Below are 26,527 nucleotides of genomic sequence, written 5' to 3'. Positions count from 1 at the left end.
CCGCTCCGGTACCCCTTGCCCTGCCCGGGCCCTGCAAAAGAATTTTCAGCGCCGCGTAACTTTTCCGGAACCCGCAGCGATGTAAGGGGAGTGTGGACCTCGTCCGCACCGCTTGAGTGGCCGGATCCAACCTGGCCGTTACTGACACTGTTGTATATGTTTTCGGAGGGTTTCATGTCCTTGTTCACTGTTTTTGCCACTAGTAAGGTTGCCGCGAGCGCATTGGCGGCCGGTACGCTGGCGGTCGGTGGCGCCGGCGCAGCCGCCTTTGCCGGAGCTCTTCCTTCTGACGTTCAGCAGAGCGCCCACGAACTGCTCGGCGCCCCCGCTCCCCACGTCGGCGGCGTGTCCGAGACCGCCACGGCCGACGCCACCGCCGAAGCTTCCGCTTCTGCCACGCCGTCCGCTTCGGCAGATGCCGCTGCAGCCGGCTCCGATGAGGAAGCCAGCGCAGACGCCGCGGCAACCGCCGTCGGCCCGGATGCCACCGGCCCCGCCGCTTTCGGCCTGTGCACCGCCTTCACCAAGGGCGGACTGGACGCATCGTCCACCGGCTTCAAGTCGCTGGCCATCGCCGCTGAAGGCGAAGCCAACATCGAAGGCTACTGCGCGGACGTGAAGGCCGAAGGCAAGGCAACAGGCAAGGCAGCTGCCAAGTCCGAAGGCGCCAAGGCTGAGGGCTCCGGCGAGGCCGCAGCCGACGTTGAGGCTCCGGAGGTTCCGGAAGCCCCCGAGCTGCCCACCCAGGCAGCGGTTCCGGCAGCCCCGGAAGTCCCCGCCGAGGTCCCCACCCAGCTCCCGGAGCTGCCCACCTCAGCTGGCCGTCCGTAACACGGGCACCTATGGTGGACCGCGGGACTTTTCGCTGTGGCGGAAGTCCCGCGGTGCAACCGGCGCAGGTTCGCAGCCTTCCGAACCTCGGACAAATGTGACCGCGCTGCGCGGGATGGAGGGGCCTTAGGGTGCTGGACACTTTGGCAGATGAATACGTGCACACGGACGGGGCCGACCCCGCCGTGATGTTCACCCTTGTCTACCGAAAGTTCTCCGGCGCCGTCCTCGGTTACCTGAGGGCGCGCGGAGTGGATGATCCCGAGGCGGTCACGCAGGACGTGTTCCTGGCCTTCTATCCGAAGCTTGAAGGCCTGAGCGGCGGACTTCAGGGTGCCAAGTCGCTCATTTTCTCCATTGCGCACGCGCGGATGGTGGACCACTACCGCCGCAACGAGCGCACACCGGTCCTCAGTCCTTATGAGTCAGACCTCGACGGACGAAGCTCGGCCTCGGCCGAGGAGCTGGCGCTCGCGAAGGTGGACGGCGGCGGCGCGGGAGCCCTCCTCGAGGGACTCAGCCCGGACCACCAGGAAGTCCTCGCCCTGAGGGTGGTGGCGGACCTGTCCGTGGAACAGGCCGCCGAGGTCATGGGCAGAACGCCGGGAGCCGTCAAACAGCTGCATCGCCGGGCGCTTAGCGCCCTTAGGGAACGCGCCTCAACAGGAAGCCAGGCACATCATGAGTGACAACTCCTCATCCCGGAACCAGCGGATCATCGACGAACTGCTGGCCGACGCCGGCATGGAAGACGCCGGCGATCTTGGCCCCGTTCTGCTGGAACTGCGTGCCCTGGCCGCCGACAGCCCCCGGCCGTCCGCCGCGGTGGAAGCGCTGATGGCACCGGCCGCAACGCTGACAGCGGTCCCCGCTGTTCCTGCTGACCCTGCCGCTGCCCCCACACTCGCTATGGCACTGCCCGCTGCCACCTCCGCCGAGCCTGCTCCCGGCCAGCCGGCCGTGGATGAACTGGCTGCCCGGCGGCGCAAACGCCGGCTGCCTCTGACGGCCCTATCCGTCGCGGCTGCCCTGGCCGCCGGAGGTGCCGCTGCGGCAGCCTCCGATGAAAACTTCCGCCACACCCTGGGCAACGTCGGTCATGCCGTGACCTTCTTCGTGGGGACCCTGACTCCGGGAAACGGCGGCAACACTTCCGGCCAGCCGTTGCCGGGGACCGGCGGAACGACGCCGGGCTCGCCCGCGCCCGCCTCACCGGTGCCGTCGCCGGCGGACGGCGGATCAGTCTCCGGCGGGCAATCCGGTCAGGGCAGCGCAGGGGAAACCGCCGCACCCTCGCCGGGCACGGCCCGCACGCCCGGACACACCCTGCCGGGGGAACCCGATCCCCTCGACCCGGGAACCGTTCCGGGGCACCTGTCCACGGGGAAACCGCTCCCGGCTGCCCCCGTGAGCCCGGATCCGTCCGAGCTTGTTCCCACGCCGCCGGTGGAGCTGCCCGTCCCCGAGCTGCCGGTTCCTTCCCCGGGCCGCTGATCGCGGGTGCCGGGGAGGCGCCGGGTCAACCGGCGGCTAGTAGCCGCCGGCGGCGGCCTTCACCATGTCTCCCGCCGGGCTGACCAGGTACCAGACGTCGTTGACTCCCTGGCCGGTGATGTCACCTGCGGCCTTGTCCTTGACGTAGTAGTACACAGGCAGGCCGTTGATCGTCACCTGCTTCTTGCCCTCCGGCGTTGGGATTGTTGCCACGGTGCCGGTGACGCCCTCGACAGCGGGAGCGTCCGATTCCGTGAGCACAGGCGGCCATGCGGCGATGCAGGCACCGGTGCACGCGCTGGTGGCGGAGTCCTTCACGTCCTTGGTGAAGAAGTAGACGCTCATGCCTTTTGCGTCCACCACGATTTGGCCGGCGGCCGATGACGCCGTCTTCAGTTCGGCTGCTCCTGCGGGGACGGGGGACGACGACGTTGCCGCGGGAGTGGACGCCGACGTCGTCGAACCTCCCGCAGTGGTGGGCGTCGACGGTCCGGTTCCGCCGCCACAGGCGGTGAGTGCCGCGGCCAGCGCCACAATGTACAGGCCGGTGCCCCAGTGGTTCTTCATGTTCGGCTCCTTGGATTCGTGCCGGCCAAAACGGTGCGGGAATCAATGCGGACCGGCGCTACCCGGTACGACGTGCCAGGGAACAGAATGGTTCACAAGCGGAACGGATGGCAGCGGCTGCTCCGTGCCGTGTGCACCGGTGAACCGTTTGCGGCCGGGCGGCGTCATAAGTGGGGAATGGCGGGCGTCCGGCCCGCCGCGGCAGCGCAAGGCAGCACACACCATGCAGGGCACCATCAGCACAGCGGGAGGGGCGGGGATGCCGCTCGATGAAGACGTCGTGGCAGCGATTTACCGGGAGCACGGCCCGGCGCTGCGGCGCTTTGTGCTGAGTGCCTGCCGGGATCCGCACCTGGCTGAGGACGTCGTCCAGGAAACCGTGCTCCGCGTCTGGCAGCAGGCTCCGGAGATTACCGGCAGCCTGCGGAGCTACCTTTTCCGCACCGCACGGAACATCATGATCGACAACTACCGGAAGGCCCAGCGCCGTCCCCTCGAGGGGGCCGAACGGGATGTGGCGGATCCCGCGGAAGCCAGCGAACGCGTTGACGAACTGCTCAACCGCGTCCTGATGGAGGAGGCCCTGCTCCGGCTAAGCACCGAACACCGGGACGTCCTGGTGGCACTGCACTACCGCCGCTGCACTGTCGCGGAGACGGCCGTGGAGCTGAACATCCCCGCCGGGACGGTGAAGTCCCGTGCGTTCTACGCGGTGCGGGCGCTGCGGACCATCCTGGACGAAATGGGGGTGCAGCGGTGAGCAGCGCGGACGAGCACCACCTGCTGGGCGCGTACCTGCTGGGCGGCCTGGAACCGGCTGAAGCGCTGCGGTTCGAGCAGCATCTGGCAGGGTGCGCCGACTGCCGCCGGGAGCTGGACGAACTCGCCAGCCTGCCGGCGCTGCTGGACGCCCTGCCTGTTGCCGACGCCGTCGCCCTGAACGGGCCGCCGGCAGCGGCGGCTACCCCGGAAGCTACTTCGTTGGGGGCAGCAGCTTCCGCGGGGGAGCCCGCCGCGCTGCTGGATGAACTGGCAGTACGGCGGCGGAAGTCGCGACGGCGGCGGGCGGCGTTCGTCGGGGCGGTAGCCGCCGCGTGCCTGGCATTGGGGGTGCTGGCTGCGCCGCTGGTCAACCAGCCGCCCCGGCCGGACGCGAGCTACTCCGTGGAGGCCCCGGGCGGCCTCCAGGTCCAGCTTGCCCTGATGAAGAAGGCATGGGGGACTGAGGTCTCGTTTTCCGGCACCAGCCTTCCCACCCAGGGCACCCTGTCCCTGTGGGTCAAGGGCGAGGACGGCACCGAGGACCGGGCGTGCAGCTGGTCCGCGACGCCCGGAGGCCGGTCCAGGATCACGGGGGCAACGCCCGTGCAGATCAGCCGGATCAGCAGCGTGGAACTGCGCAACGAGGGCCAGCAGACAGTGGCCGTCATTTCCATGGTGGACGGCTCGTCCGGAGCCCATTGACGCGCTCCGCGGCCGGTGGGACGCTGGGCACATGGTCCGCGGCAGGACCGGGCGGTTCGCCCGGATTCAGCCCTTTGGCATCGACAAGGTGGCAGCCGCCGTCGGTGGTGATCCCGACGTGCTCCGCATGGAGAACCTGGACACGGACATCGCGCCGCCGCCGTCGGCCATCATCGCCACGCGCGAGGCAGTCGGAAACAAGGCCGCGAACAGCTGGCTCCCCTTCACCGGCACGCTGGCCCTCCGCCAGGCCGTGGCGCACCGCCTCCGGCAGCAGACCGGGCTTTCCTACGATCCACGCTCCGAGGTGGTGATTACCGGCGGCGCGCTCGCCGGAATGCTGAGCGTGCTCCTGGCAACCGTGGACCACGGCGACGAAGTGATCCTCACGGATCCCACCTATGCGGGCATGATCAACAGGGTCCGCCTGGCAGGGGCAGTGCCCGTGTTCGTCCCGCTCGTGGTTTCGGGCGGACGCTGGCGCCTCGACCCGGCACGGCTGGCGGCGGCGGTTTCCGCCCGCACCCGCGCCGTCCTCCTGATGAGCCCGTCCATGCCGTCCGGCCACGTTCTCAACGACGCCGAGTGGGGCGCCGTCCGCGACGCCTGCCAGCACGCGGACTGCTGGCTGCTGTACGACGCCGCCATGGACCGGATCCTGTTCGACGGACTGCCGTACCGGCATCCGGCGTCGTTCCCCGAACTGGCGCCGCGCACCATCACGCTCGGCGGAGTCTCCAAGAACTACCGCATGATCGGCTGGCGGGTCGGCTGGGCGGCCGGCCCCGCGGAGGTCATGGGCGACGTGGCCCTCGCGGCGATCTACAACACCACCGTGGCCAGCGGCTTTGGCCAGGCCGGGGTCCTCGCTGCCCTCACCAACAGCGACGACGGAATTGCCGGCGCCGTCCAGGAATGGCAGTCGCGCCGCGACCTCGTTGCCGCCGAGCTGGCCGGACTTCCCGTGGTGATGCCCGAGGGCGGCTGGTCGATGCTGCTGGATGCCGAGGCGCTGGGGCTGCGGGCACCGGAACTCTCCCGGCGGCTCCTGGCTGCCGGCCGGATCGCCGCGACCCCCATGACGGCGTGGGGCCAGGACGTGGCGCCAAGGTACGTGCGCCTGGTCTACGCCACCGAACCCCTGGCGCGGCTGCAGGGCATCGGGGCACGGGTACGGGCCTCCCTGGAGGCCCCGGAACCGGTTCGCGGGTTCGGCCCGGCGACGGCGTGACGTCACGCAGTTCGCGGCCCGGAGCCACGAACTCGGGCGACTTCGCGGGGTGCTAGGGCGTCAGGCTGCGGAACTCCGCCACGAGCTGCGGGTCCTCGCACGCCCGGGCGAAAGCCTCGATGCGCTTTTCGATCTCGCGCCCCAGCAGCCAGCTGCCGATTCGCTCAGCCGCGGGCCGCAACCATGCCGGCCGGCAGGAAAAGGTGTATTTCCAGACCGCCCGGGTCCCGCCGTCGGCGGGGGTGAAACGCCACCCGCCGCCAAAGTTGCCGAAGAACCACGGCCCGGACACCATGGTCATGCCCACGTTCCGGGGCGGTGCGAAGGAGACGTATTCGCTCACCATCACCAGGCCCATATTCGACACCGTCCGGGTGCGTACGCCCTTGCCGGCAGCCCGGGCGCCGTCCAGCCAGCCCTGCGACGAGATGAAGGGATCCCACTTCAACCGGAAGTCACCGGTGGACTGGGAGAACGCAAAGGCGGTCTCCGGATCGAGTCGGATGAATCGTTCGGCGCGTACCTGGGGCATGCGTCCACCCTAGCGGGGCGGCCCGGGCGGACTCAGGCGGCTCACATCTTGGCCAGTTTTGCCCGCATCATGGAATAGACGCCGTAGCAAATCAGGCCGATTCCGGCGGCGGCCAGCAGATAGAGCCCGAACGGCTGGTCCCGCAGGGCCTTCAGGCCGCCGTCGAGCCCGGTGGATTCCTCCGGGTGTGACCGGATGGTGGCGATGACAATCAGCAGGCCCACCAGCAGCAGCGCGAAGCCCTTCGCGACGTAACCCACCACGCCCAGGACACTGACGGCAGTACGCGTGGTGCCCGGGGCAGGCATCCTGAGGTTCTTTTCGAACGACTTCCGGACGCCGCGGATCCCATACACAATCCCTGCGACGGCCACCGCGGCGCCGATGACAATCAGCAGCGCGACCCCGCCGGGGGCTTTCATCAGCGCAATGGTGAAATCGCTGGTGGACCGGCTGTTGTCCTTCCCGGTGCCGATGGCGAACGAGGCCAGCGTAACGGCGAAGCCGGCAAAGACCACGGCCTGGCCCGCTGCCTTAAGTTTCTTGCCGATTTTTTCGCGCTTTGGCAGGTGGCTGAAGTCGAAGATCGCATCGCTGGTCTGCCAGATGGCGAGCGCAACGCAGGCGGCGAAGCTGCTCCACAGCAGGATGGGCCCGGCCGGCTGGCCGGAGAGTTCCTCCACGGCACCGCTGACGTCCGCCTTGCCCTCACCGCCCATCGCCAGGCGGATGGCGATGGCACCCACCAGGAAATGCAGGATGCCGCTCACGGCGAAGCCGGCCCGGGCCATGATCTCCAGCGGACGCGAATTGGTGACTTCCTCAGCCGTCCCGGCGGCTTCTCTCAGTTCTTTTTTGATGTCCGGATCCTCGTGCAGTTCTCGTCGCTGCGGGTTTGTCCCGCCGTTGGTGTTAAAGGCCAATCGTGCCACGGGAACCGGCTCCGGAACAGTTCCCCGTCCGGGCACAGCGGCCTGCCCCGTTTCCCGCTCCGGAACGTGAGCTACGGCGGTGGCGGGCGGGGCGCCCCGGGCTGCCGGAGGGGCCGCATGGGGAGTGATGCCCATGGCACCCCCTGGTGCAACGTGGCACGATATGGACCAGCCACCACCTCGCACCTGCATCACTCTCTGGGGAGAAACCATGACTTTTTACGGTGCTGACGTCAGTCAGCTTCGCGCCTTGGCCAAGGCCGCAGACAAAGCTGCTTCGCAGCTCAGCACCAGGGCCACCTCGCTGCAGAGCCAGATCCTTGCCGCCCCGTGGAAAGGCGGCGACGGCGAGCGTTTCCGGCAGGAGTGGACCGGCAGCCACCGCCCCAGCATCGAGCGGGTGGTGGCAAGCCTCCGGCAGAACTCGAAGATCCTCCTCCAGCACGCCGCGGAGCAGGAAGAATCCTCCGCGGCGGGCACCGGCGGAACCGGCGCGGCGACGGGCGGGCTCCCCGCCCTGCTTGACCAGGCAAAGAATTGGGTGCAGGAAAAACTCGAAGCTGCCCGCGAGGCCGCCGAACACCGCGCTGACCTCCAGGGCCAGCTGGACAGGATGGCCGGGGCCAGCCCCGAGGAACAGGCCAAGTGGTGGGACAACCTCTCCGCCGCGGACAAGAAGTACCTGATCGAGGGCGAAGGCCCGGACGGCCCGCTGGCCAGGGACCTGATGGCCATGGACGGCGGTATCCCGGCCTCAGCGCAGGACCTCGCGCGGCAGCACCTGCTGGATCTGGCCAAGGAAGACATCCCCGTCTACACCGAGACGGGCAAGGCCTCCATCGAAGCCCGCGTCCTGTGGGTCCACGGCGGCGCCGAGGTGGGCACCGAGGTGGTGGAAAACGCGGACGGCTCGGCCACCGTGAAGGTCTACGGCAACATGGGCCTGGGCGTGAACGACGCTACGGGGTCCGCCGGTGCCACCCTGACCGGCGAAGTGGCCCGCGAGTACACGTTCGACAGCATTGAAGAAGCCATGGCGGCCCGGAACCAGATGTACGCGGACCTTCCGCCGGACAGCGTGGGCGATATCAAGGATGTTGCCGGCAACCCGCCGGACTACATCCTGGACACCCTGAACGAGGCCGCCTCCGATAACGGCTCCAGCGGCCACGAGGACAAAGCCAAGGGGTCGCTGAGCTTTGAGGCAGGGGCCGATTCGGCCGATGCCGCCGCCTCCGCGAAGCTGGAACTGGCCTATGAGAAGAACCTCAGTGACGGGACATCCAAGGGCAGCGTGGAAGTGTCCGCGAAAGGCAACCTGGACCTGGACGGCCGGACGTTCGAGGCTTCGGGCAAGGGCGGCCTGGAGCTGAACATGGACAAGGAGAACAACCTCAGTTCGGTGTCCCTGTCCATGGAAGGTACCGTGGCGCAGGGCGTCAAGGAGGGCATGGATGTCAAAGCCGGCAGCGTGGAATCCAGCGTGACCGCAGGCACGCAGGGCACCGTCAAGATCGACATCGACTACACGCCGGAAAACAGCGCAGTGATCGACAGCTACATGAAGAACGTGGCCCTGGGGAACGACGCCGCAGCGGCCAGGGACGCCGCGAAGCTCTACGAGGCCGGGTCGGCCACGGTCCAGGTGAACAGTGTGGTCACGGCGTCCAACGAGGCCGGTTTCGACGTCAAGGCCGGCGAGGTCAAGGTCAGCACGGAGAACCAGGTCAGCACCAACGTCAGTACGTACCAGAAGGTCCCGAACGACACCAAGCTGTCCCGGCTGTAGTTCCACCGCCTGCCCGGCAAACGCCGCGCCTGCCCTGCCAATATTGAGTTACCGCTGAAGGAGCAACCACCAGCCATGACAGTCCACATCGAATCCCCGCTCGGTTTCACGGCGGATTTCCCCGAGCACACCCTGGTCCTGGACGACTCCACCGCCGGCCCCGACACCGAACAGTTCGGGCTGCTGGGGGACGTCCTCGTCACCGTCATCAAGGATGACACCTCCGTTGAAGGTCCGGCAGAGGCCAACGGCTGGGCGCACCTCATGTCATCCCACTACCTTGAAGAGCGCGGCGGCAGCCTGCTGACCGAGGGCGAACTCAACCTCCCCGGCAAAGCCGCCTACGCCGTCGTCGTCGGCTATGACGACCAGCGGGGCGACGCGAAAGCGGCCGCCACTGTGGGCGTGTGGGAGAAGGACCGGTTCATCGGTGTGGTGGTGATCTGGCCGTATGCCGACCCCCAGCTCGAGCCGCGGATCGGCCTGCTCAAGGAAGTGGTCGGCGCCATCAGGGTGAGCTGAGGCGGCACTTAGCCGAGGAGGGGCCAGGGGCCGGCCAGGCCCGCCCAGGTCCACATGCCGCCGGTCAGGTTGAAGGTGGTAAAAGCCAGGCCCAGGAGCCCGGTGATCCTCCCTGCGTTCATCCGTCGTGACCGTTTGATCGCCACGATTCCGGTGATCACCGAGGTCAGGACCAGACCGGCCAGCAGGCACACCAGAATGGTCAGCAGCGCCCAATAGCCGCTGGTGTCCGCCAGCGGGACGTTCGCCATCAATGGCTCGGCGGCCGCCATGATGAACGTTGACAGGCCCACCATGGCCGCGACCGGTGCCAGCACAGCACACACCAGGCTGGTGATGCCGGCCGCCAGCCCGCGCGAATCAGCGGACGGGCGTTGCGGGGCGGCGGGCTGTGCGGAGGCCATGGTGCATCATAGCCGCCGGTAGCACAGATCGAAGATGAGGCGGCCTGCTTCGTGGGCCTTGCTTTCGAAGCTCGTCCGGATGCGGCCCTCGAAGCGCGGCGCCCAGCCGCCGGTTTCGTCCACGCCTTCGTTGGGGCCGGTGTGTTCGGTGCTCACCGGGGCACGGCCCTCCTTGACCGGCGCCCCGCCCACCAGGGACTCGACGCCGGACTGCCACACCTGGGTGAGCGGGCTTTCCGGGCCCCTGCGCTCGCCGTCGTGCAGGTTCACGAAGTCGGCGGAGCCGGCCATCACATCGCGGACATGGACGGCATAGTTGGACCAGTCGGTGGCCACACGGAACAGGCCGCCGGGCTTCAGCGCCGTGGCAACGAGGGCAGCGAACTCGGGCTGGATGAGCCGGCGCTTGTGGTGCCGCGACTTGTGCCACGGGTCGGGGAAGAACACCCACACCTCGCTGACCGAACCCGCGGGCAGCATGGTGGCCAGGACTTCCGGGGCGTTGGCCTCCACGACGCGCACGTTGCTGAGCTTGCGGCTGTTGATCTTGATCATGGTGTTCGCGAGGCCCGGCGTGTACACCTCCACGGCCAGGAAGTCCCAGTCCGGGTTCTCTTCGGCGGCGTGGCAGACGGCATCGCCCAGGCCCGATCCGATCTCCACGATCAAAGGAGCCGTCCGGCCAAACTCCGCCTCGGCGTCGAACACGTAGTCCGGGTGCACCGACGTGTTGGCGATGTGCCGCGGGACATCCACGGCCCAGCGGTCCGAGTGCTCCTCCCAGGCCTGCTGGCGGCGGCCCTGCAGCCGGGTTCCGCGGCGCACGAAACTGACCGGCCGGCCGCCGTACGTACCGAACGAGGCCTGGCTCCCGGGAGTCACAGGGCGTGCTGCCTGCGGATGCTCCGGTGCGGCCTCCGGCGACTGGGCAGGGGAGGGCTCGGGGGTTTCTGGGGATTCACTCATCCTTTCCAGAATAGTTGAGTTTTTGTCCAGGTAACGCGGGTGGAGAGCGCTCCAACTCGCGATAGGCGGACAAAAACTCAGCCTCAAAGGGGACAACCGGCCGGTCAGAAGAGAATCATGAAATCCCCTTTCCTGATCACGAGTGTCAAGGCCACAAAGACCAGCAGACCGGATATCCACAAAGCGGAGACAGCGGCAGTCCGGCTGTTTGATCCGCGCGGTGCCCCCCGGACTGCACCGATGCCCAGGAAAACGGACACAAGTCCAAAGAGCACCGGAAGGCTCCAGAGGACTGTGGGTGCAACCCAGTCCAGGGAGCCGCGCCCGGTATCGGCCCGGGTCAACAACGCCGCAAGGAGGCTCATGGGAATAGTGACGAACAAGCTCCCCGGTGCAATAAAACTGAAAGTCAGGCTGGTGGTCCCCGCGCCACTAAAAGGACGGTAGGGCGGCGGTGGTTGGGCAACCGGCCCCAGCCCCTTGGCGGGAGGCGGGACCGCAGGAGGCTGGGGCGCAGGCGGGCGGACGGGAGGTAATTCGATGGAGGCCGATTCGATGGGTGGATCGTGCGGCTGCGGAACGCTCATGACTCCCCTTACCTGATGACGGGTCCCGAGGCGGCGGGACATGGTCAACCCAGCGTAGGAACGGGCATGCTGTGCCGGCATCGTGATTCGTCCCTATGTGGAAAACTCCTGCGAGAATGGGGCGCGTGACCGAAGCCACGAACCGAGCCCAAAACACCGCAGCGAGCGGCCCCGCCAACACTGCCGCCCCAGGGCGCCCCAAGGGCGACACCTCCGGAACGCTGGTGGACGCCGAGATCGACGACGTCCCCGCAGCGGAGCCCACCCGGGTGGGCAGCCGCCGCGCCGTGGCCTACCTGGGCGTGTGCCTGGTCCTGATCGGGCTGAACCTCCGCACCGTCTTTTCCAGCTTCTCCGCGGTACTGCCCGAAGTGACGGCCGACGCCGGTCTGCCGGGCTGGGCGGTGGTGGTCCTCACCACGGTGCCCGTGACCCTGCTGGGCGTTTTCGCCCCGCTGGCGCCGGTCCTTGCACGGCGTTTCGGTGCCGAGCGGGTGCTGCTTGGAGCCATGGCCGTGCTCACCGCCGGCCTGCTGCTGCGCCCGGTTGAGCTGCCCGGTCCCGGCCACCTTCCGGCGCTGCTGGCCGGGACAGCGGCCTGCGGTGCCGCGATCGCCCTGTGCAACGTGCTGCTGCCCGGCCTGGTGAAGCGCGACTTCCCGCACCGGCTGGGCCTGATGGGCGGGCTGTACACCACGGCAATCTGCGCCTCGGCCGCCCTGGGCGCGGGGTTCACCTACCCGGTCTTCAGCGCGTCGGGGGAGTGGACGGCGGCGCTGTGGTTCTGGGCGCTGCCCGCCGCCGTCGTCCTTCTGTTGTTCCTTCCGCTGGCGCTCCGGCAGCGGCACCCGCGGCACCAGGCCGTTGCCGACGGCATCGACGTCTGGCGCTCGGCGGTCGCCTGGCAGGTGACCATCTTCATGGTGCTGCAGGCCATGATGTCCTTCAGCGTGTTCGCCTGGCTGGCACCCATCCTGCGGGAACGCGGAGTGGACGGCGGGACGGCCGGCCTGATCGTCTCCGCGTCCATCGTCCTGCAGATGCTCGGTTCGCTGTTCGCGCCGGCGCTGGCCGCACGGTTCCGCGACCAGCGGGCCATCAACACGGTGGTGGCCCTGATGACCGGCGGCGGGTTCGCGCTGAGCATTTTCGGGCCGCTGGACTTCATCTGGGTGTGGACCGGGCTGCTGGGCCTCGGGCAGGGCAGCCTGACGGCCGTGGCGCTCACCATGATCATGCTGCGCACCCGGGACGGGCACACGGCGGCACACCTGTCCGGCATGATGCAGGGCGTGGGCTACGGCGTCGGCTCCACGGGCACGCTGATGGTGGGGCAGCTGCACCAGGCCACGGGATCCTTCACCGCGGCGGGTGTGCTGTTCCTGGTGGTGGGGTCGCTCGCCGCGGTATTCGGTTTCCGGGCCGGGCGGGACCGCTTCATCGGCGGTTAACCGGCTGAGGGGGCGGCACCTGCCGCCCCCTCAGCCCCCTGCTGCGCAGGGCCCGGCCTCAGTCCTTCCCGAGGCCGGCCGTGCTGACCTTGCTGCCCCCGGTTTGGGCGGTGACGCTGTTCAGGGCGGTGAGGTCGAAGATGCCGTTGATGTCCGCCTGCTTGGTGGTGCCGGCCTTCACGCCGTCCTCAAGCAGTTTCTTGTAGGTTCCGGCCAGCGGATCAACGGTAAAGACGATGTTCTTCAGGGACCGACCGATGACGTCAGGCTTCAGCTCGGCGCCGGATGCGTCCTTTAGGGCGGCGTTGATGACGGTGGACTGCTCGTCGGCGGCCGCGGAGTTGAGCCAGGCCACGGACTCGGCGTGGCCCTTCAGCAGGGCTTTGACGGTGTCCGGGTGGTCCGCGGCGAACTTCTTGCTAACGATCAGGATGGTGGTGGGGAACTCGCCCGGCTTGCCCGTCAGCGACCCGTCCCACAGATCCTTCTCGTCCACCAGGACCTTCGCGCCGGCCTGCAGCACCAGCCGGGACGCCCAGGGCTCGGGCAGCCACGCGCCGTCGAGCTTGCCGTCCTGGAACAGCTTCAGGGTCTGCGCGTTCTCGGTGGGGTTGATCGCCACGTCCCCGCTGCCGTCCGTGCCGGTCTTGTACCCCTGGCCGGCCAGCCACGCCCGCAGCGCCACATCCTGGGTCCCGCCGAGCTGCGGCGTGGACAGGGTCTTGCCCTTCAAGTCCGCGGCCGAGCCGATCTCCGGCTTCACCACCAGCTGCGCCCCGCCGGCCGCGGCACCGGCGATGATGCTGACGGACTCGCCCTGGCTCTTCACGAACGAATTGATCGCCGGGTTCGGGCCGATGTATGTGGCATCTATGGCACCGGCGTTCAGGGCTTCGATCGCGGCCGGACCGGCGTTGAACACCTGCGTGCTCAGCTTGGTCCCGCCCAGGCTCCTGGCGATGAAGCCTTCCTTCACCCCGACCAGCGCCGGGGCGTGCGTGACATTGCCGAAGTAGCCCAGCTTCAACTCCGCGGCAGGCGTAGGGGCCGCTGCCTCGGCGGAGGGATTACGGGACAGTGTTGACGCCACCACGGCACCGGCGGCAATGAGCAGCACCAGGCCGAGGGCAACCAGAACCTCAACTGCGCGCTTGCGCTGTGGGTTCCTGCTCTCTCCTGCCACGATGCGGGTCATTCCGGGCTGGGGACTTGTCATTGTTTCACCATAGGGAGTGTCATAAACGAGGTTCAATGACTCGGAAACGGGGGGTCACGCGCGTTCATGCAGCGTCATATTCGCGAAACACAGGGCAAGGCTATTCCCGCCAGGGCGGCGGCGGTTTCGGGGCCACGGCCATTGCTGGCCGGGCGGCAGGCTGCCATTCTTGCTGGACCGGCTCCATCGGCACCATCGGCACAAGGGAAAGGACGAGACGATGCCCCTCTATCTGTCGAAGTTCAGCTACACACCCGAAACCTGGGCGAGGCTAATCGGCAACCCTGAAGATCGCAGGAAAGCCGCCCAGGCCTACATCGAATCCGTCGGCGGAAAGCTCCACGGCTTCTGGTACGCGTTCGGTTCCCACGACGGCTTCAACCTGTGGGAGGCCCCGGACAATGTGTCCATGGCGGCGGTGGCACTGGCGATCAGCGGGGGCGGCGCGCTGAGCTCATTCGAAACGACGGTGCTCCTGACCGTCGACGAAACACTGGAGGCACTTCGGAAGGCCGATGAGATCAAATACCAGCCTCCGGGCACCTAGCGGTTCAGTGCGGCGGCGGTTCGGGCCGGCTCAGTCCTGCATGCGCTCCAGCCGGTATGTCAGCTTGGCCTCCCGTTTGGGGTCGTCGCCCAGGGATTTGGTGCGCGCAATGTAGTCCACGCCCCAGGTCTTCAGCAGGAAATCGTCGGCAATCCTGACGTGCCCGGCGGGGAACTTGTAGTCCATCCGCTTGGCCACGCCGGACCAGTCGGCGGCACCGAAGAGTTCCTCGGCGTCGGCCACGGTCCGCACGCCGTTGGCCGCCAGCAGGTCCCCCAGCCAGCCGTACTGCCGGGCCTGGCTCCTGGGGTGTTCGGACAGCAGCCGGGCCAGCATGTCCTGGAGGATGTCCCCGGTGAGCTCGGTTGCGGCGGGGTTGGCGGCGAACTCGGCTGTGCTCTCGGCCTGGCGGCGTTTGACGATGTCGTTGATCGCGGAGAACTGGGCGTCCGCGAGTTCGATCAGGGTTGAGGCCATGGTGAACGCGCGGTCCACCTCCGCGTTGGCCTCGGCCAGGCCCTTGTAGCGGATGTCATGTTCGAAGGCGGCCCACGCGTGCTGCAGCACGGTCCGGATCTGGACCTCGAAGCGCTCCCCGATGTAGGTCTGGCATCCCACGGGAACGTTCTCGGCAGGGACTTCGAGGATGAGATGCCGGCCGGCGTAGCCGATCTGGCCGTTCCGCCGCTGGGAGCTCGTTTTGTCGTCGCCCTCGCGGCACCTGAACTGCCCCTTGAGTGCCGTGGCAACGTCCGCGATGTCCGGCTCCAGGAACATGATGACCCGGACGCCGATCAGGTCGTCGAGCTGTTCGAGTCCGCGTTGATACTTGAATCTGCCGTCCGCGGTGAGCCGGTCCAGCTTTCCCTTGACCGAGCCGGGGTCCTTGACCCGGGCCTGCACGGTGTGGTGGTTGAGGCCGTCATCCCGGAGCCGGGCGCGGATGGCGTGCTCTATTGCTTCCGAGGCCTCGTTCAGCCGGGGCAGCAGCGCGCTGTATTGCTCCAGGGAGCTGGCAACAACCGACTCATGATCTTCCAACCGTTCCCCCTCAGATCACCCGTCACCCGGATCACCGCGCGGCGCATCTATCAAGCAGAGTATCCAAGGGCGCCGGTTTCAGCTACTGCCGCGGCCCCGTCAGCCGAAACGAACCGCAGGAAACCATCGTCCCTGTGCCTTGGAGGCCCTGCTCAATCCCCTTTGACGTTGATCAGCTGCCGGAGGGTGTGGCGGATCCTCACCAGGTCCCGCGCGTCGCGCATCACGACGTCAATGGGCTTGTATGCCGCCGGAATCTCGTCAATGAAGGCCTCGGTGGCACGGAATTCGATCCCCTGCATGGCCCTTTTCAGCTCGCCCAGCGAGAAGGCCTTGCGCGCCGCTGTCCGCGAGTACTCCCGGCCGGCACCGTGGGGCGAGGAATTGAGTGACGCCGGGTTGCCCAGCCCTTCCACCACGTAGGACGCCGTCCCCATGGAACCCGGAATGAGTCCGGGATCCCCCGCCTCAGCCTTGATGGCACCTTTCCGCGACACCCAGACGGACTTGCCGTAGTGCTTCTCCTGCCGGGTGAAGTTGTGGTGGCAATTGATCCGCTCCAGCTCCTTCACCGGGCCGCCCACCCAGTTCCGGAACCTGGCGATCACGCGGTCCATCATTTCCTCGCGGTTCAGCAGGGCGAAGTGCTGGGCCCAGCGCAGTTCCTCGATGTACCGTCTGAACTCCGGCGTGCCTTCCTCCAAGTAGGCCAGGTCCGGGTCTGGCAGGCGGATGTGCTTCTTTGCCGCCATGTCCCGGGCCACGCCGATGTGATGCTGCGCGATCTTGTTGCCGACGCCGCGCGAGCCGGAATGCAGGAACAGCCACACTGCGTTTGTCTCATCCGCGCTCACCTCGATGAAATGGTTGCCCGAGCCCAGCGAGCCCAGCTGGAGGTGCCACTTTTCCATGTACCGGGCGGGGTTGAAGCCGGCGTTGGCTGCCAGCTTCCGCAGCTCGGCGATCCGCGGCTCCGCTGAGGCCAGGACGTTCCTGTTGTTGTGGCCGGCCGAGAGCGGAATGACCCGTTCAATGTCCTCGCGCAGCCTCTTCCGGTCCTTCGGCAGGTCCACCAGCGAGTACTGGGTGCGGACGGCGATCATGCCGCAGCCGATGTCCACTCCGACGGCGGCAGGAATGACCGCGTGCAGGGTGGGAATCACGGAGCCCACGGTGGCGCCTATGCCCAGGTGGGCGTCCGGCATCAGCGCCAGGTGCGGATAAATGAAGGGCAGCCGTGACGTCTTCAGGGCCTGCTCGCGGGTCTTGTCGTCCAGGATCGAGGCCCAGTTGAGCAGCTTGCTGTTGATGGTCTCCACGTTTCGCCTCCCACCGATAAGGATACGAAACGACAAAACCGCGGCTTCTTCGCGAGACCTGACCGTGAAGGTCCGGATCTGCGAACAAGCCGCGGTTTTCGTGAATCAGATGCTGTAGCGCTCGTCCTCGTGGTCGCCCGGGTGGTCGTTGACCAGGCCGGCAGCGAGCGTGTTGCCGTCCAGCGGATCGATCACCAGGAACGCGCCGGTGCGGCGGTGGTGCAGGTAGTTTTCCAGCGGCAGCGGGGCGGCGAGCCGGAGCTGCGCGTGGCCGATGTCGTTGAGCTCCAGGCTGGACGCGCCCTCAAGCTTGAACGTGGCGAGGTCCAGTTTGCCGCTGACGCTGCGGACCAGGGCCTGCACGGTGCGGGTGCCGTGCTTGACCAGCACCTTGGCTCCTTCACGGAGCGGCTTCGGGGACAGCCAGCACAGTGCCGCGTAGAGGTCTGCGGAGGTTTCGCGGACGGTGCCGGCGGCGGCGATCGTGTCACCGCGGGCGACGTCGAACTCGTCAGCAAGGCGGATGGCCACGGACTGCGGTGCCACGGCTTCGGTGAGCTCGGCGCCCGCGAAGTCGATTCCCGTCACCGTGGTGGTGCGCGGGTCCTGGCCGGGGGTCAGCACGCTGACCTTGTCCCCCACCTTCACCGAGCCTTCGGTGATCTGCCCGGCGTAGGCACGGTAGTCACGGTATTTCTCGACGTCGAGTCCGCCGGCAACCGCGTCGGGAGCCAGCGCGCCCTGCGGCCGGATGACCAGCTGCACCGGGAAGCGGAAGCTCTCCAGGTGGCTTTCGAGTTCGTCCGCGGCAGGAAGGGTTTCGAGTACCTCGAGCAGTGCCGGGCCGGTATACCAGGGGGTGCGCTCCGAGCGCTCCACCACGTTGTCGCCGTCGAGCGCGGAAACCGGAATGACCAGCAGGTCGGCAATGCCATCCGAACCCAGCCCGAGTTCGCGGCCCACCTTCTGCACGTCGGCTTCGATGTCGCGGAACACGCTTTCGCTGAAGTCCACCAGGTCGATCTTGTTCACGGCTACAATCACGTGGGTCACGCGGAGCAGCTGCAGCACGGAGAGGTGCCGGCGGGTCTGCTCCAGGACACCCTTGCGGGCGTCAATAAGTACGACGACGGCATCCGCGGTGGACGCGCCGGTCACCGTGTTCTTGGTGTACTGCACGTGCCCGGGGCAGTCAGCCAGGATGAAGCTGCGGCGATCCGTGGCGAAGTACCGGTAGGCGACGTCGATGGTGATGCCCTGCTCACGCTCGGCACGGAGGCCGTCGGTCAGCAGTGCCAGGTCGATCCCGCCGGCAGAACCGCCGAAGCCGCGGTCCGCGGAGGTGCGGGCAACGGCGTCGAGCTGGTCTGCAAGGATCGCCTTGGAGTCGTGAAGGAGGCGGCCCACCAAAGTGGACTTGCCGTCGTCGACCGATCCGGCGGTGGCGAAGCGAAATAGCGTCGAAGACAAAATGCGGTGGGCGAGGGGGGCCTCATCAAGAAGGGCAGCCGCGCGGGCCGTATCGATTTCAGTGCTCATTAGAAATAGCCATCCTTCTTGCGGTCTTCCATGGCGGCCTCGGAGATGCGGTCATCCGCACGGGTGGCGCCACGTTCGGTGATGGTGGAGGCGGCAACTTCAATGACGACGTCGCGCACCGTGGCGGCGGCCGATTCCACGGCGCCGGTGCAGGACATGTCCCCCACGGTTCGGTAGCGGACGGTCTTGGTGATGACTTCCTCGTCGGGGCGGGGCTGGGAAACCTCGCCCACGGCGCGCCACATGCCGTCGCGGGCGAAGACCTCGCGGTCGTGGGCGTAGTACAGGCCGGGCAGTTCGATGTTTTCGCGTTCGATGTAGCGCCATACATCCAGTTCGGTCCAGTTGCTGATGGGGAACGCGCGGACGTGCTGGCCCACGGTGTGGCGGCCGTTGTACAGGTTCCACAGCTCGGGGCGCTGGTTGCGCGGGTCCCACTGGCCGAATTCGTCGCGGAGGCTCAGGATGCGCTCCTTGGCACGGGCCTTGTCCTCGTCGCGGCGGCCGCCGCCGAAGACGGCGTCGAACTTGTTGCGCTGGATCGCATCCAGCAGCGGGACGGTCTGCAGCGGGTTGCGGGTGCCGTCGGCACGCTCGGCCAGTTCTCCGGAATCGATGAACTCCTGGACGGAGCCGACAACCAGCTTCAGGCCCAGGCGCTCCACGGTCCGGTCGCGGAAGTCGATGACCTCGGGGAAGTTGTGGCCGGTGTCCACGTGCAGCACCGGGAAGGGGACCTTGCCCGGCCAGAACGCCTTGGTGGCGAGGTGCAGCATGACCACGGAGTCCTTGCCGCCGGAGAAGAGCAGCGCAGGCTTCTCGAACTCGGCCACGACTTCGCGGATGATATGGATGGCCTCGGACTCGAGGGTGTCCAGGGACGAGAGGCGGGCCGGGGCTGCTTTCGGAGAATCAGCGTCAAGTTCCAGCACAGACAGCTCCAGGTCCTCGTTGGTGGTTTCGATGCTCATACGTGAAGTCCGCATTCTGTCTTGTCGGTTCCTGCCCAGCGGCCGGCGCGGGGGTCATCGCCGGGCGCTACCTTGCGTGTGCAGGGCTGGCAGCCAATGGACGGGTAGCCCTGTGAAAGCAGCGGGTTGACGGGAAGGAGGTTGTCGTCGGAGTACTGCACCAGCTGGTCGAAGCTCCAGGCCGCCACCGGGTTCACCTTGACCAGGCCGTTGGCCTCGTCCCAGGTGATCAGCGGGGTGTTGGTGCGGGTGGGGGCTTCGTCGCGGCGCACGCCGGTGAACCACAGTTCGTAGCCGGACAGGGTGCGGCGCAGCGGGGCCACCTTGCGGAGGGCGCAGCACTGGGCGGCGTCGCGGGCAAAGAGGTCCTTGCCGAGGAGGCGGTCCTGCTGCTCCACGGTGTTCTCCGGAAGGACGTCCACCACGTTGACTCGGAGGTTTGCGGCCACCTCGTCGCGCGTGGCGTAGGTTTCCGGGAAGTGGTAGCCGGTCTCCAGGAAGAGGACGTCGACGCCGGGAAGCTGGTCGGCCACGAGGGCCGGCAGGACGGCGTCGGCCATGGAACAGGCCACCGCCACGGCGGGCAGCTCGAAGTTCCGGGCCACCCAGGCGATGACGTCGCGGGCGGGGGCATCCCAGCCGAGCTCGGCGGCGCCGGCCTCGGCGATGGCCTTGAGCTCGTCGTGGGAACGGAGCTTCGGGGCGGCGGTTGCCACCGTGGCATCGACCTGGGCAGAGGCCTCAGCCGGAGCTGCCACCGGATCGACTCCCAATGCGTGCTTGCTCATTGCAGGTCCTCCTCATCGGCGGCGTGGGCCCACTCGGCGAAGGTCTGGCCCTCGGCGTGCTCGGCCACGAACTTCCGCACCACGCGTTCCACGTAGTCGGGCAGGTCCTCGACGTAGACCTTGAGGCCGCGGACGGTGCGCCCGAGGCCGGCTTCTTCGCGGGTGGAGGAAGCCAGCCCGCCGCCCAGGTGGACCTGGAAGCCGGGCGTGGGGTCGCCGTCGGGCGTTGGCAGCATCATGCCCTTGAGGCCGATGTCCGCGGTCTGGATGCGGGCGCAGGAGTTGGGGCAGCCGTTGATGTGCAGGGACAGGGCGTGGGGCAGCTGGCCGCTCTCCGAGAGGTCGGCGAGGCGGCGTTCCAGCTCGGCCACGGCGGTTGCGGCGGTGACTTTCGTTTCCACGATGGCCAGCTTGCAGTATTCGATGCCGGTGCAGGCGATGGTGCCGCGGCGGAACACGGACGGCCGGGCGGAGAGGCCCAGGGCGTCGAGCTCGGCCACCAGCGGTTCAACCTCGTCCTTGGGGACGTCCAGCACCACCAGCTTCTGGTGCGGGGTGGTGCGCAGGCGGTAGGAGCCGCGCGCTTCGAGGGTGTCTGCGAGCTTCACCAGCTGCGCGCCGGAGAGGCGGCCGGCGATCGGGGTGGCGCCGATGAAGAACTTGCCGTCCTTCTGTTCGTGCACGCCCACGTGGTCGCCCGGGGTGGACGGCTTGGGTGCGGCGGGACCGTCGGCCAGCTTGTAGCCGAGGTATTCGTCCTCGAGGATCTGGCGGAACTTCTCCGGGCCCCAGTCGGCCATGAGGAACTTCAGGCGCGCCTTGGTGCGCATGCGGCGGTAGCCGTAATCGCGGAAGATGCTGGTGACGCCGAGCCACACGTCGGCTGCCTGCTCCGGCGTAACGAAGGCGCCCAGGCGCTTGCCCAGCATGGGGTTGGTGGACAGTGCGCCGCCGGCCCAGAGGTCGTAGCCGATGCCGAGTTCGGGGTGCTTGACGCCTACCAGGGCGAAGTCGTTGATCTCGTGCACCACGTCCTGGCTGGGGTGGCCGGTGATGGCGGTCTTGTACTTGCGCGGCAGGTTGGACAGCAGCGGGTTGCCGATGAACCGCTCCCCCAGCTCTTCGATGAGCGGGGTGGGGTCGATGATCTCGTCCTTGGCGATGCCGGCCACGGGCGAGCCCAGGATGACGCGGGGGACGTCGCCGCAGGCTTCGGTGGTGGACAGGCCGACGCCTTCCAGCCGGTTCCAGATCTCGGGGATGTCCTCCACCCGGATCCAGTGCAGCTGGATGTTCTGGCGGTCGGTGAGGTCGGCGGAGTCCCGGGCGAAGTCCACGGAGATGTTGCCGATCACGCGCAGCTGCTCGGTGGTGAGCGCACCGCCGTCGATCCTGACCCGGAGCATGAAGTACTTGTCCTCAAGCTCGTGCGGCTCCAGCGTGGCGGTCTTGCCGCCGTCGATCCCGGGCTTGCGCTGCGTGTAGAGGCCCCACCAGCGGAAGCGGCCGTGCAGGTCCTGGCCCGGGATGGAGTCGAAGCCGTCCTTGGAGTAGATGGACTCGATACGCTCGCGGACGTTGAGGCCGTCGTCCTCCTGCTTCCAGGTTTCGTTGGCGTTGAGCGGCGTGGTGCCGTCAACCTTCCACTGGCCGTGCGGCTTCGCTGCCGGTCGGTTGGCGCGTGCGGGTCGCTTGGCGGCAGCGGAGTCCGCGGACGCTCCGGCTAGAGCTGTATCAGTCATGCATCGACTGTAGGTCCCACCCGAAAGCCGCCACAAAGGGTCAGAAACGCGAGGTCACCTAGGGAAATATTTCGTCATGAATCGCCGGACGGCCTTGAAGAAGCCCCTGGGCTGTGCATGGTTCGGTGTGCCAACGGGACCTCCGGCAGGGGCTTTTGAGGGGGTCCCGGAAGCGGTCCCTGCGGGTGCGGCCGCGGCCCCGGCGGGTGCGTCCGCGCCGGTCTGGGCGACGGCGGCGTCGTAGCGGTCAAGCGCAATCTCGGCCATCAGCCGGGAGGGCAGCAGCGGCTCCGTCACTACGTCGGCTTCGGCCTTGACTAGCTGGTCGTGGAAGAACCCGTGCGCCAGCAGATACGACGCAATAATCACCCGTCCCTTCCCCTCGCCGCCAGGGTATTCGGCACGCAGGGAGGCGACGGCGTCGGGCACCGACGGTTTGGCGGCCGCGCCGTAGGCGGGCACGATCCTGTTGCCGCGCAGCGCCCTGAGGTGTTCGGCGAGCTCTTCGACGCTGACCGAGGCCTTGGGATTGGTGGACCCCGCGGCCGCCAGCACCACGGCGTCGTTCTCGGTGGCACCCGCCTCGCGCAACCGCTGGTCGAGGATCTCCGCCAGCCTGGGGTCCGGCCCCAGCGGTTCCGAAGCGCTGCTGCCTTCCCGTCCCCGCGCCGCCTTCGCGATATCCACCTTGGTGTGGAAACCCACGCTGAGCAGCAGCGGGACTATGACGGCCGGCTCGCCTTCCGGCAGCCCGGCCATAACATCCACCAGGTCCGGGTCCTGGACATCCACGTAGGCTTCGCGGACGTCCAGGCCGGGGCGCAGCTCAGCGATGTCGGCACGGAGGCCGTTGACCTCGGCGCCGCCCAGCGGACTGGACGTTCCGTGGGCACAGGCGATCATGATGGGGCTATTCATAGGGGCTAGCGTAACGTTGGAGCAGCCCCATCCGCCCCTTCCACCTTGACCGGGACGCCCATTGACCATCTCATTCGACGCCGTTCAGGTATGGCTGGATCTGGCCGGCATCTTCTTCTTTGCGGTCTCCGGATCCTTGCTGGCGGCGCGGAAGCAGTTCGACATCCTCGGCTCCCTGCTGCTTGCGTCCCTGGTGTCCCTGGGCGGCGGCGTCATCCGCGACATCATCCTCAACAGCGGCCCTCCCGCGGCGTTCACCAACCCGGCCTACCTGGCTCCCCCGCTGCTGGCCACCGTGCTGGTGTACTTCCTGTTTTCCAGCGTCCAGCGCTACACGTCGCTGCTTATCCTGTTCGACGCCGGCGGGCTGGCATTGTTCTGCATCACCGGTACGCTCAAGGCCCTGGCTGCCGGGATGAACCCGGTGGCGGCGGTGCTGCTGGGGGTCACGACGGCGGTGGGCGGCGGCCTCCTGCGCGACATCACAGCCAATGAGGTGCCCCAGCTGTTCGACCCGAAGGACCTCTATGCCCTCCCCGCCTTCACCGGGGCGGCGCTGACCACCGTGCTGTGGGTTTCCGGTTCCTTCAACGCCGTCACGGCAGGTGCCGCTGCCGCCGTCGTGTTCGCCTTCCGGGTGACGGCCTGGCGCCGTTCCTGGTACGTTCCGCTGGCCGTCCGGGGGTGGCACCGGCTGGGTCTGGGGACGGCGGAAAACGGGGGCCGCGATTAGCTAGGATAAGAACCATGACTGACATGTTCCTCGAGAAGTTCCGCGCGCTTGTTCCGAAGTATCTCGAAGACGAATGGCAGGAAGAGGACGGGCTGTCCCCCGAAGAACTCGACGAGGCCCTTTCCGAGCACCAGTTCCAGATTCCGTTGGTCCTGCGCGAGTTCTACCTGGCGTTGGGCGGCTGCGAGGACCTCATGGAGGCCTACCACTACTTCTGGGACCCCGAGGAACTCGAGGTTGATGACGAAGGCTTCCTGATGTTCCTGGAGGACGAGGAAGAACAGTTCACCTGGGGTTTCCGCGTGGGCGATCTTGGCGTCCCGGACCCCATTGTGTACCGCCGCAACAATGCCCGCGGGCAGTGGAAGAGCGAAGAAGGCACGTTCTCCGAGTTCGTGTTCGACATGTTCGAGTGGGCGTTCAACGACGAAGAGGACTAGGTTCGCCGGGCTTCTACGTGGGCCACCGCCGTCGTGACCCTGTTTCAGGCCCCAATCCCGGCAACACCCTCCAAGTCCGGCGTGTCTGGCCGCCAACAGCGGTAAAACGGGTCACGACGGCGGGGCAGACGCGGGGTGGCCAGCCGCAACTGGCGCTGTGCTCACCAATGGGCAAACCTGCCCTCCGCACGAAGACGCAGAATGGCACGGATCTCATCCACCATGGCTTGGGGATGACGCACCACATCTTCGTAGCAGTAATGGAGCGTCAATCGGCCGCCGAGCATGCTGGCCCTGCTCCTGCGATGGTCCTTTTTAATCTGCCCGGACTCAAAATGGGACGCTCCGTCGAGTTCCACCACCAGCCAATCGTCCACGAGGCAGTCGACTTCACCCACTCCTGGCAGTTCAACATGCATGCGAACATTGAGGCCCGCACGGACAAAATGCGTATGGGCCAATATTTCCAGGAGTGAATCCGCCCTGGGAATCAGGAGATCCAGCACGGCGCGTGCCCTGCCGTTTCGTTTGCCCGGCAGCTTCTTCCTGAGGAATTCCGCGGTGATGTCTCCGCGCTGCGCGGCGGACTGCACCATAACCAGCGACTCCGGTTCCGGCAGGCATCTCAGGGCATGAATGAGCACGTCCGCCAGGCCGGCCACAGGTAGGTACGGATGCCGGGGGTGGGTGCAGGGTGAATGGTCCACCACTCCAGGCTTCGGGACTCCGTTCCCGCAACTTAGGTGCAAAGCACGGGCTGGGTGTAAAGCCCAGAGGTTGTAGAAGGGGGCGGCTGAGATGCACGTGAGCCGCCCGTTTGAACGAAAAGCGGCCACAACGCCGTCGTCCGCGGTTGTTGTTGTGTAGATGCCCCGCAACGGACGCATCAGCCGGCCGGCTGCCACGGCAGCCTCAAGCTCGGGTCGCTTGAATCCGGCGGCGAGCAGTTGGCTTCGCCTGGCGGCGCCGCCTCGATGACGTAGGTAGGTGAGCAGATCCATGGAGCCATGGTGGATTGGGCTCCCGGGCCGGAACATGGCGCGCTAGGCCTATGTGGACAAGCTTCAGCTGCCGTCGTGACCTCTTTTCGTGCTGAGGGGGCAGACGACGCGCCGAGGCTACGGCGTGTTGTCGAGGTTGGCCGACAAAAGATGGTCACGACGGCGAGGCGAGCCAACGCTGAAGCGTCCGAAAACTGTGACACGCCGATTAACACTCCGGTTCGCGTTTATGACAAAGCTGTCATAGACTCTTTCACGGATCCACTAAATGCCTCCGGTGGATCTGATGCGAACGGAGAAACGGCCCCGGTTCGATGCAGCGTATGACTCGTATTGCTGCAAAGAACCGGGGCCGTTCCGTTTAAGCCGGAGGCACGCGGCAGGGCAAATTAGCTCGCGCGGTCCACCACGGCCAACGCAAAACTGGTGAGCGAGGACTTGACCACTCCTTCGGGCAGCGGCGCCAGCGCGGCGATGGCTTCATCGGCCCAGGCACGCGCCACGACCCACGACTCCGCGGTGACCCGGTGGTCGCGCAGGCCGGCCACGGCGGCGGCGAGGGCCTCGTCCGAGGAGAGGTCGCCGTCAATCAGCTTCAGGAGTTCGACGGCGGACTGGTCACCTTCGGCGGCGGCGTTGCGCAGGAGCAGCACCGGCAGGGTGGGCACGCCCTCGCGCAGGTCAGTGCCCGGGGACTTGCCGGATTTGACCTTGATGCCGGTGACGTCGATGACGTCGTCGGCCAGCTGGAAAGCCACGCCGATCTTCTCGCCGTACTCCACCAGGAGCGGCTCGTAGGCTTCGTCGGCACCGGAGAAGATGGCACCGAGCTGGCCCGAGGCGGCCACCAGTGAACCGGTCTTGTCCGCGATGACGGACAGGTAGTGCTCCACGGGGTCCTCATCGGGACGCGGTCCCACGGTCTCGTGCAGCTGGCCCAGGCACAGCCGCTCGAAGGTGCGGGCCTGGATTCCCAGTGCGCGGGAGCCCAGCTCGGACACCAGGATGGACGCGCGGGCGAAGATCAGGTCGCCGGTGAGGACGGCCACGGAGTTGCCCCAGACCTCGTGGGCCGTGGGTGCGCCGCGGCGGAACGGGGCGGAGTCCATCACGTCGTCGTGGTACAGCGTGGCCAGGTGGGTCAGCTCGACCACCACGGCGGCCTGCACCACGGCCGGACGCGAGGCGTCACCGAGGTGGGCGCAGAGCAGGGCCAGCAGCGGGCGGATCCGCTTACCGCCGGCTTCCACCAGGTGACGCGACGTTGCATCGGCCAGCGGATCAGAGTTGGCAATGGCCTCGCGGAGCTTCTTTTCCACGCGGGCAAGGTTGGTGGTGATGGCGGGGCCCAGCTCGGGGTCGTCCGCGATGGCGGCGAAACCGGCCGGCAGCTGGAGGCCTGTGGCGATGGCGGTGGTGTTCAGGTCAGGTTCCCTGGCGTCCGGCAGGCCGTGTCCGGCGTGGGTCCAGCTGTGCTTGGCAGAGTTCGTCACGGGTTAACC

The 26,527-nt window shown here is 67.4% G+C and carries 28 protein-coding genes; 12 read left to right on the top strand and 16 right to left on the bottom strand.

Translation table 11 applies throughout. From position 1 onward, the window contains the following. Positions 1 to 174: 174 nt before the first annotated feature. The 3 genes from TV39_RS19615 to TV39_RS19605 all read left to right on the top strand — a co-directional run bounded on the left by TV39_RS19615 (position 175) and on the right by TV39_RS19605 (position 2,325). Positions 175 to 831, top strand: a complete 657-nt coding sequence (locus TV39_RS19615; protein ID WP_043485208.1) for a hypothetical protein — start codon at positions 175 to 177, stop codon at positions 829 to 831. A 131-nt stretch (positions 832 to 962) separates the two neighbouring features. Next, positions 963 to 1,520: an RNA polymerase sigma factor gene (locus tag TV39_RS19610; RefSeq protein ID WP_043484952.1), complete on the top strand. Its 558-nt coding sequence runs from the start codon at positions 963 to 965 to the stop codon at positions 1,518 to 1,520. Next, positions 1,513 to 2,325: a hypothetical protein gene (locus TV39_RS19605; protein ID WP_043484951.1), complete on the top strand. Its 813-nt coding sequence runs from the start codon at positions 1,513 to 1,515 to the stop codon at positions 2,323 to 2,325. The genes TV39_RS19610 and TV39_RS19605 overlap by 8 nt, the downstream gene beginning before the upstream one ends. 36 nt (positions 2,326 to 2,361) lie before the next feature. On the opposite strand, the gene TV39_RS19600 is transcribed toward TV39_RS19605, so the two are convergent. Then, on the bottom strand, positions 2,362 to 2,892 hold the full coding sequence (locus tag TV39_RS19600) for a COG4315 family predicted lipoprotein (RefSeq protein ID WP_043484949.1): 531 nt from the start codon (positions 2,890 to 2,892) through the stop codon (positions 2,362 to 2,364). A 259-nt stretch (positions 2,893 to 3,151) separates the two neighbouring features. Between TV39_RS19600 and TV39_RS19595 the strand changes: the two genes are divergently transcribed. Genes TV39_RS19595 through TV39_RS19585 form a run of 3 tightly spaced genes read left to right on the top strand, consistent with a single transcriptional unit; the run spans position 3,152 to position 5,587 of the window. Beyond that, entirely contained in the window at positions 3,152 to 3,652 is a 501-nt protein-coding gene (locus tag TV39_RS19595) for a sigma-70 family RNA polymerase sigma factor (RefSeq protein WP_043485206.1), read from the top strand. Then, positions 3,649 to 4,356 carry an anti-sigma factor family protein gene (locus tag TV39_RS19590; RefSeq protein WP_043484948.1) on the top strand — a complete coding sequence of 236 codons (708 nt, stop codon included), beginning with the start codon at positions 3,649 to 3,651 and terminating at the stop codon, positions 4,354 to 4,356. The genes TV39_RS19595 and TV39_RS19590 overlap by 4 nt, the downstream gene beginning before the upstream one ends. A gap of 31 nt (positions 4,357 to 4,387) precedes the next feature. Next, positions 4,388 to 5,587 carry a pyridoxal phosphate-dependent aminotransferase gene (locus TV39_RS19585; RefSeq protein WP_043484945.1) on the top strand — a complete coding sequence of 400 codons (1,200 nt, stop codon included), beginning with the start codon at positions 4,388 to 4,390 and terminating at the stop codon, positions 5,585 to 5,587. 52 nt (positions 5,588 to 5,639) lie between these two features. Here TV39_RS19585 and TV39_RS19580 read toward each other — a convergent pair whose 3' ends face one another. Further along, positions 5,640 to 6,119, bottom strand: coding sequence for an SRPBCC family protein (locus TV39_RS19580; protein ID WP_043484942.1), 480 nt, complete (start codon positions 6,117 to 6,119; stop codon positions 5,640 to 5,642). 41 nt (positions 6,120 to 6,160) lie between these two features. After that, entirely contained in the window at positions 6,161 to 7,051 is an 891-nt protein-coding gene (locus TV39_RS19575; protein ID WP_442853513.1) for a DUF1206 domain-containing protein, read from the bottom strand. A 211-nt stretch (positions 7,052 to 7,262) separates the two neighbouring features. On the opposite strand from TV39_RS19575, the gene TV39_RS19570 reads away from it, so the two are divergent. Together TV39_RS19570 and TV39_RS19565 are read left to right on the top strand one after the other, a co-directional pair. After that, positions 7,263 to 8,840 (top strand): hypothetical protein, encoded by a 1,578-nt coding sequence (locus TV39_RS19570; RefSeq protein ID WP_043484940.1) that lies wholly within the window; start codon positions 7,263 to 7,265, stop codon positions 8,838 to 8,840. 75 nt (positions 8,841 to 8,915) lie between these two features. After that, positions 8,916 to 9,362: a hypothetical protein gene (locus TV39_RS19565; protein ID WP_043484937.1), complete on the top strand. Its 447-nt coding sequence runs from the start codon at positions 8,916 to 8,918 to the stop codon at positions 9,360 to 9,362. 8 nt (positions 9,363 to 9,370) lie between these two features. Here the strand turns inward: TV39_RS19565 and TV39_RS19560 are convergent, their stop codons facing one another. The 3 genes from TV39_RS19560 to TV39_RS19550 all read right to left on the bottom strand — a co-directional run bounded on the left by TV39_RS19560 (position 9,371) and on the right by TV39_RS19550 (position 11,097). Then, positions 9,371 to 9,766: a hypothetical protein gene (locus TV39_RS19560; protein WP_052500640.1), complete on the bottom strand. Its 396-nt coding sequence runs from the start codon at positions 9,764 to 9,766 to the stop codon at positions 9,371 to 9,373. A 6-nt stretch (positions 9,767 to 9,772) separates the two neighbouring features. Next, positions 9,773 to 10,732: a tRNA (guanosine(46)-N7)-methyltransferase TrmB gene (trmB, locus tag TV39_RS19555; protein ID WP_043484935.1), complete on the bottom strand. Its 960-nt coding sequence runs from the start codon at positions 10,730 to 10,732 to the stop codon at positions 9,773 to 9,775. Between the two features lie 104 nt (positions 10,733 to 10,836). Further along, entirely contained in the window at positions 10,837 to 11,097 is a 261-nt protein-coding gene (locus tag TV39_RS19550) for a hypothetical protein (protein ID WP_144406478.1), read from the bottom strand. A 347-nt stretch (positions 11,098 to 11,444) separates the two neighbouring features. On the opposite strand from TV39_RS19550, the gene TV39_RS19545 reads away from it, so the two are divergent. After that, positions 11,445 to 12,770: an MFS transporter gene (locus tag TV39_RS19545; RefSeq protein ID WP_442853512.1), complete on the top strand. Its 1,326-nt coding sequence runs from the start codon at positions 11,445 to 11,447 to the stop codon at positions 12,768 to 12,770. A gap of 58 nt (positions 12,771 to 12,828) precedes the next feature. Here the strand turns inward: TV39_RS19545 and TV39_RS19540 are convergent, their stop codons facing one another. Then, positions 12,829 to 13,986, bottom strand: a complete 1,158-nt coding sequence (locus TV39_RS19540; RefSeq protein WP_235347458.1) for an ABC transporter substrate-binding protein — start codon at positions 13,984 to 13,986, stop codon at positions 12,829 to 12,831. A 220-nt stretch (positions 13,987 to 14,206) separates the two neighbouring features. Between TV39_RS19540 and TV39_RS19535 the strand changes: the two genes are divergently transcribed. After that, on the top strand, positions 14,207 to 14,533 hold the full coding sequence (locus TV39_RS19535; protein ID WP_043484929.1) for a GYD domain-containing protein: 327 nt from the start codon (positions 14,207 to 14,209) through the stop codon (positions 14,531 to 14,533). A gap of 30 nt (positions 14,534 to 14,563) precedes the next feature. On the opposite strand, the gene TV39_RS19530 is transcribed toward TV39_RS19535, so the two are convergent. The 7 genes from TV39_RS19530 to TV39_RS19500 all read right to left on the bottom strand — a co-directional run bounded on the left by TV39_RS19530 (position 14,564) and on the right by TV39_RS19500 (position 22,851). Next, a complete protein-coding gene (locus TV39_RS19530) occupies positions 14,564 to 15,574 on the bottom strand; it encodes a GTP pyrophosphokinase (RefSeq protein WP_052500639.1) in 1,011 nt (336 codons plus the stop codon). A gap of 152 nt (positions 15,575 to 15,726) precedes the next feature. Then, the gene (locus tag TV39_RS19525) at positions 15,727 to 16,893 is read right to left on the bottom strand and encodes an RtcB family protein (protein ID WP_043484927.1); all 1,167 of its coding nucleotides are present in this window, start codon (positions 16,891 to 16,893) and stop codon (positions 15,727 to 15,729) included. A gap of 105 nt (positions 16,894 to 16,998) precedes the next feature. After that, positions 16,999 to 18,432 (bottom strand): sulfate adenylyltransferase subunit 1, encoded by a 1,434-nt coding sequence (locus TV39_RS19520; protein ID WP_235347457.1) that lies wholly within the window; start codon positions 18,430 to 18,432, stop codon positions 16,999 to 17,001. Next, positions 18,432 to 19,403 (bottom strand): sulfate adenylyltransferase subunit CysD, encoded by a 972-nt coding sequence (cysD, locus tag TV39_RS19515; RefSeq protein ID WP_043484925.1) that lies wholly within the window; start codon positions 19,401 to 19,403, stop codon positions 18,432 to 18,434. Before cysD ends, TV39_RS19520 begins: the two co-directional genes overlap by 1 nt. Next, positions 19,400 to 20,191 carry a phosphoadenylyl-sulfate reductase gene (locus TV39_RS19510; RefSeq protein ID WP_235347456.1) on the bottom strand — a complete coding sequence of 264 codons (792 nt, stop codon included), beginning with the start codon at positions 20,189 to 20,191 and terminating at the stop codon, positions 19,400 to 19,402. Before TV39_RS19510 ends, cysD begins: the two co-directional genes overlap by 4 nt. Next, positions 20,188 to 21,933, bottom strand: coding sequence for a nitrite/sulfite reductase (locus tag TV39_RS19505; RefSeq protein WP_043484922.1), 1,746 nt, complete (start codon positions 21,931 to 21,933; stop codon positions 20,188 to 20,190). Before TV39_RS19505 ends, TV39_RS19510 begins: the two co-directional genes overlap by 4 nt. 54 nt (positions 21,934 to 21,987) lie before the next feature. After that, positions 21,988 to 22,851, bottom strand: a complete 864-nt coding sequence (locus TV39_RS19500; RefSeq protein WP_043484920.1) for a sirohydrochlorin chelatase — start codon at positions 22,849 to 22,851, stop codon at positions 21,988 to 21,990. A gap of 61 nt (positions 22,852 to 22,912) precedes the next feature. Between TV39_RS19500 and TV39_RS19495 the strand changes: the two genes are divergently transcribed. Both TV39_RS19495 and TV39_RS19490 read left to right on the top strand, forming a co-directional pair. Continuing rightward, positions 22,913 to 23,584 (top strand): trimeric intracellular cation channel family protein, encoded by a 672-nt coding sequence (locus TV39_RS19495; RefSeq protein ID WP_043484917.1) that lies wholly within the window; start codon positions 22,913 to 22,915, stop codon positions 23,582 to 23,584. Between the two features lie 14 nt (positions 23,585 to 23,598). Beyond that, positions 23,599 to 24,024, top strand: coding sequence for a hypothetical protein (locus TV39_RS19490; protein WP_043484916.1), 426 nt, complete (start codon positions 23,599 to 23,601; stop codon positions 24,022 to 24,024). A 161-nt stretch (positions 24,025 to 24,185) separates the two neighbouring features. Here TV39_RS19490 and TV39_RS19485 read toward each other — a convergent pair whose 3' ends face one another. After that, on the bottom strand, positions 24,186 to 25,025 hold the full coding sequence (locus tag TV39_RS19485) for a type IV toxin-antitoxin system AbiEi family antitoxin domain-containing protein (RefSeq protein ID WP_043485185.1): 840 nt from the start codon (positions 25,023 to 25,025) through the stop codon (positions 24,186 to 24,188). A 389-nt stretch (positions 25,026 to 25,414) separates the two neighbouring features. Continuing rightward, positions 25,415 to 26,518 carry a polyprenyl synthetase family protein gene (locus TV39_RS19480; RefSeq protein WP_043484914.1) on the bottom strand — a complete coding sequence of 368 codons (1,104 nt, stop codon included), beginning with the start codon at positions 26,516 to 26,518 and terminating at the stop codon, positions 25,415 to 25,417. Positions 26,519 to 26,527 lie beyond the last annotated feature (9 nt).

Source organism: Arthrobacter sp. SPG23 (assembly GCF_000876655.1).
Taxonomy (GTDB): Bacteria; Actinomycetota; Actinomycetes; order Actinomycetales; family Micrococcaceae; genus Arthrobacter.
This window is presented reverse-complemented; position numbering and strand designations above follow the sequence as displayed.